Origin of the sequence: Streptomyces sp., assembly GCF_035563135.1 — a bacterium.
Lineage (GTDB): Bacteria > Actinomycetota > Actinomycetes > Streptomycetales > Streptomycetaceae > Streptomyces.
Genome location: NZ_DATMVN010000620.1, coordinates 1 through 2903, shown reverse-complemented (window position 1 = coordinate 2903; position 2903 = coordinate 1). Strand labels below are relative to the sequence as shown.

Below are 2903 nucleotides of genomic sequence, written 5' to 3'. Positions count from 1 at the left end.
GGGCGGCCGGCTGGTGCTCGTCGAAGGCGTGTGGAACGGCACCGGTCTCTCCGCCGCCCACCTCACCGCACTCCTCGCCGAGCACACCGAGCGGGTCCACCACGAGCCGCTCTCCGGGGACTCCCGGCTCTGGGGCAAGGAGGTCACCGACGAGAGGTACGCCCTGGTGGCCCGCGCCGAGCCGCAGCACCGGCACACCGAGATCGTCGACGTCCATCTGATCCTGCGCAGGGGCTCCGACGTGCTGCTCGCCCGCCGGGCCGGCACGGGGTACGCGGACGGGCTGCTCCACGCCCCCTCCGGCCACGCCGAGGACGGTGAGGACGTCCTGGCGGCGATGATCCGGGAGACCGCCGAGGAGATCGGCGTCGAGCTGGCTCCGGACGAACTCCGGGTGGCCCTGGTCATGCAGCACAGGGGTCCGGGCGGCAGCCCCAGGATGGGCTGGTTCTTCGAGGCGGACCACGACCCCGCGCGTCCGCCACGCAACGCGGAGCCGGACAAGTGCTCCGAGCTGGACTGGTACCCCCTGGACGCGCTGCCCGACGACATGGTGGCGTACTGCCGTGAGGGCCTCGACGGATACCGTGCCGGACAGCGCTTCCTGATCCACTGGCACGAGGACGCCGACACCGTCGCGTACGCACCGCGGGGGCCGCGGCGCGCCGTCCCGCTGCCGGTGGCGGCGAGCCCCACCGGCCGGCTGCACCACATCGAGCTGTCGGTGCCCGACCTCGCCGAGGCCGACGCCCAGTGGGGCTGGCTGCTCGGCCGGCTCGGTCATGTCCCGTACCAGCGCTGGGCGCACGGCCGGAGCTGGCGGCGCGGCGACAGCTATGTCGTGGTGGAACGCACACCCGGCCCGCCCGGCGCCGGGCACGACATGCTGCGCCCCGACGTCAGCCGCCTGGCGTTCCACGTCCGCGACCGTGCCACGCTCGACGCCCTGATGGCGGACGCCCCGGAGCACGGCTGGCGGCCTCCGGCGGCCGGCTTCCCCCCGCGCACCGACGGCAGCGGGCCCTGCGCGGCCCGCCTGGCGAACACGTCGGGCCACGAGGTGGAGCTGGTCGCTCCCTGAGGACAGCCCCCCCGACGCGGCGGCGGCCGGTGCGGACACCGGGACCGCCGCGCGGCCGGGCCGCACCGGCCGCACGAAGAACCTGCTCAGCCGACCAGCCCCGCCAGCCCCTCGGTGCGGGCCAGGTGCTCCAGCTCGTCCAGGGCGCGGACCGCCGCCTCCGCCGCCGACGGGTCACGCCCGGCGAGGCCGCTCTCCTCGAACTCGTCCTCGTCCAGCCTCAGTACGCAGGAGCCGTCCGCCGACACCCACAGGTCCAGGTCCAGGTCCTCGACCACCAGCTCGCCGTCCCGCAGCACGGCCGGCCGGGTGATGTCGCAGTACCAGCCCTTCAACCGCCCACCGCCGGTGCGGACCTCCTTCACCGCGTACCACCGGTCGCGCCAGTAGTGCTCGGTGAAGACATCGCCCGGCTCGAAGCGCACGAAGCCGAAGTCCCGGACGCCCGGCGCCGCCCAAGGAGCCCGGACCGTGATCCGGGTGCCGTCGTCGCCGGCCGGCTCGGCCGGATAACGGATCTTGGTGCGGCCCGCCTTGACCAGGGCCACCGTCAGGGGAGCGCCGGAATCAGCCGATCCCGCGCACATGCCGCACCTCCGTGGCGCAGATCTCGTAACCGAACCAGCGGTTGACCGCCAGCATCGGGCCGTTGGCGGCGTCGTTGCCGGTGTACGCGTCCGTGTACCCGGCGGCCCGTGCCCGGTGCAGTGAGGCGTTCTTGGCGAGCTTCGCCAGCCCTCTGCCCCGGAAGGCGCGCAGGGTACCGGTCATCGCCGACGAGTAGCGGGTCAGCCCGTCCGTCTGCGCCGCGCTGAACGCCGCGACCTTCCCGTCCACCGTCACGACCGCGGTGAGGGCGTGATCGAAGCCGGGCCGCCGCCAGGTCGTCGCCAGCCAGTCCTCGTAGTCGGAGAACTCCACCGGGACATCGCCGGGTTCGTCAGCGGTCGTCTCCGCGTCCGCCTCGAACAGCGGGCGCGGATCGTCCTCGAAGTCGGCGGCGGTCAGGAGCTCGGCCCCGGGAGGGAGCTCCTGGAGCGGAGGCAGTGTGCCCTCGGCCAGCCCGAGACGCAGGAAGTGCGCCGGCCGGCGCGCCGCATAGCCGCGCTTCCCGGCGAACGCGCGGTTGGCCGGCTCGTCGAGCACCCACGTGTAGACGGCGCTCGCACCGGCACCGGCCAGATGCTCCTCACCGGCCCGGACCAGCAGCGACCCCGCGCCCCGCCCTCTCCGGTCCGGATGCACGTACGGATTGCAGAAACCCTGGCCCGGCTTCGGACTCTCGTGGGAGATGCCCACCTGTGCGGTCCCGATCACCTCGCCGTCCTCCTCGGCGACCAGCAGCCGGTAGTGCCGGTCGGGGTGGGCGCCGGCCAGATCGTTCAGGACCTGCTCGGGGGTCGTGACCATGTACGGCAGTGCGGCACGCCGCACCCGTACCCAGGCCTCTGCGTCAGCGGGCAGGAAGTCCCGCACGAGTACCGTCATGCGGGGACGCTAACGCGGGAAGCGGCCCGGCCGCCTCCCGATTTCCGGGGGCGGTGCCGGTGCCGGACACCCCCGGTGGGGGAGAATCGGCCCGTGACCCTGAAGATCGCCGTTGACCCGGACTCCGCCACCGCCCCGTACGAGCAGCTGCGCGCCCAGCTGTCCGAACAGGCCCGGTCCGGCTCCCTGCCCGTCGGCCACCGGCTGCCGACCGTACGCGGCCTCGCCGGGGAACTGGGCCTCGCCGCCAACACGGTGGCCAAGGCCTACCGCGCGCTGGAGGCCGACGGGGTGATCGAGACCCGCGGCCGCAACGGGACGTTCGTCGCCGCCG

General features: G+C 74.1%; 4 protein-coding genes. 2 read left to right on the top strand and 2 right to left on the bottom strand.

Annotated elements, in window-relative coordinates; all coding sequences use genetic code 11:
* Positions 1-1081 (top strand): NUDIX domain-containing protein (locus VN520_RS27685; protein ID WP_325749682.1); only part of this gene is annotated, 1081 nt, incomplete at its 5' end.
* A gap of 86 nt (positions 1082-1167) precedes the next feature.
* Here VN520_RS27685 and VN520_RS27680 read toward each other — a convergent pair.
* Positions 1168-1668: a DUF402 domain-containing protein gene (locus tag VN520_RS27680; protein ID WP_325749681.1), complete on the bottom strand. Its 501-nt coding sequence runs from the start codon at positions 1666-1668 to the stop codon at positions 1168-1170.
* The gene (locus VN520_RS27675; protein ID WP_325749680.1) at positions 1649-2569 is read right to left on the bottom strand and encodes a GNAT family N-acetyltransferase; all 921 of its coding nucleotides are present in this window, start codon (positions 2567-2569) and stop codon (positions 1649-1651) included. Before VN520_RS27675 ends, VN520_RS27680 begins: the two co-directional genes overlap by 20 nt.
* Positions 2570-2662: 93 nt before the next feature.
* Between VN520_RS27675 and VN520_RS27670 the strand changes: the two genes are divergently transcribed.
* Positions 2663-2903 (top strand): GntR family transcriptional regulator (locus VN520_RS27670; protein WP_325749679.1); only part of this gene is annotated, 241 nt, incomplete at its 3' end.

Coding starts and splice junctions, on each gene's coding strand:
- VN520_RS27680 (WP_325749681.1), bottom strand. CDS start 1,668: ATGTGCGCGGGATCGGCTGATTCCGGCGCTCCCCTGACGGTGGCCCTG.
- VN520_RS27675 (WP_325749680.1), bottom strand. CDS start 2,569: ATGACGGTACTCGTGCGGGACTTCCTGCCCGCTGACGCAGAGGCCTGG.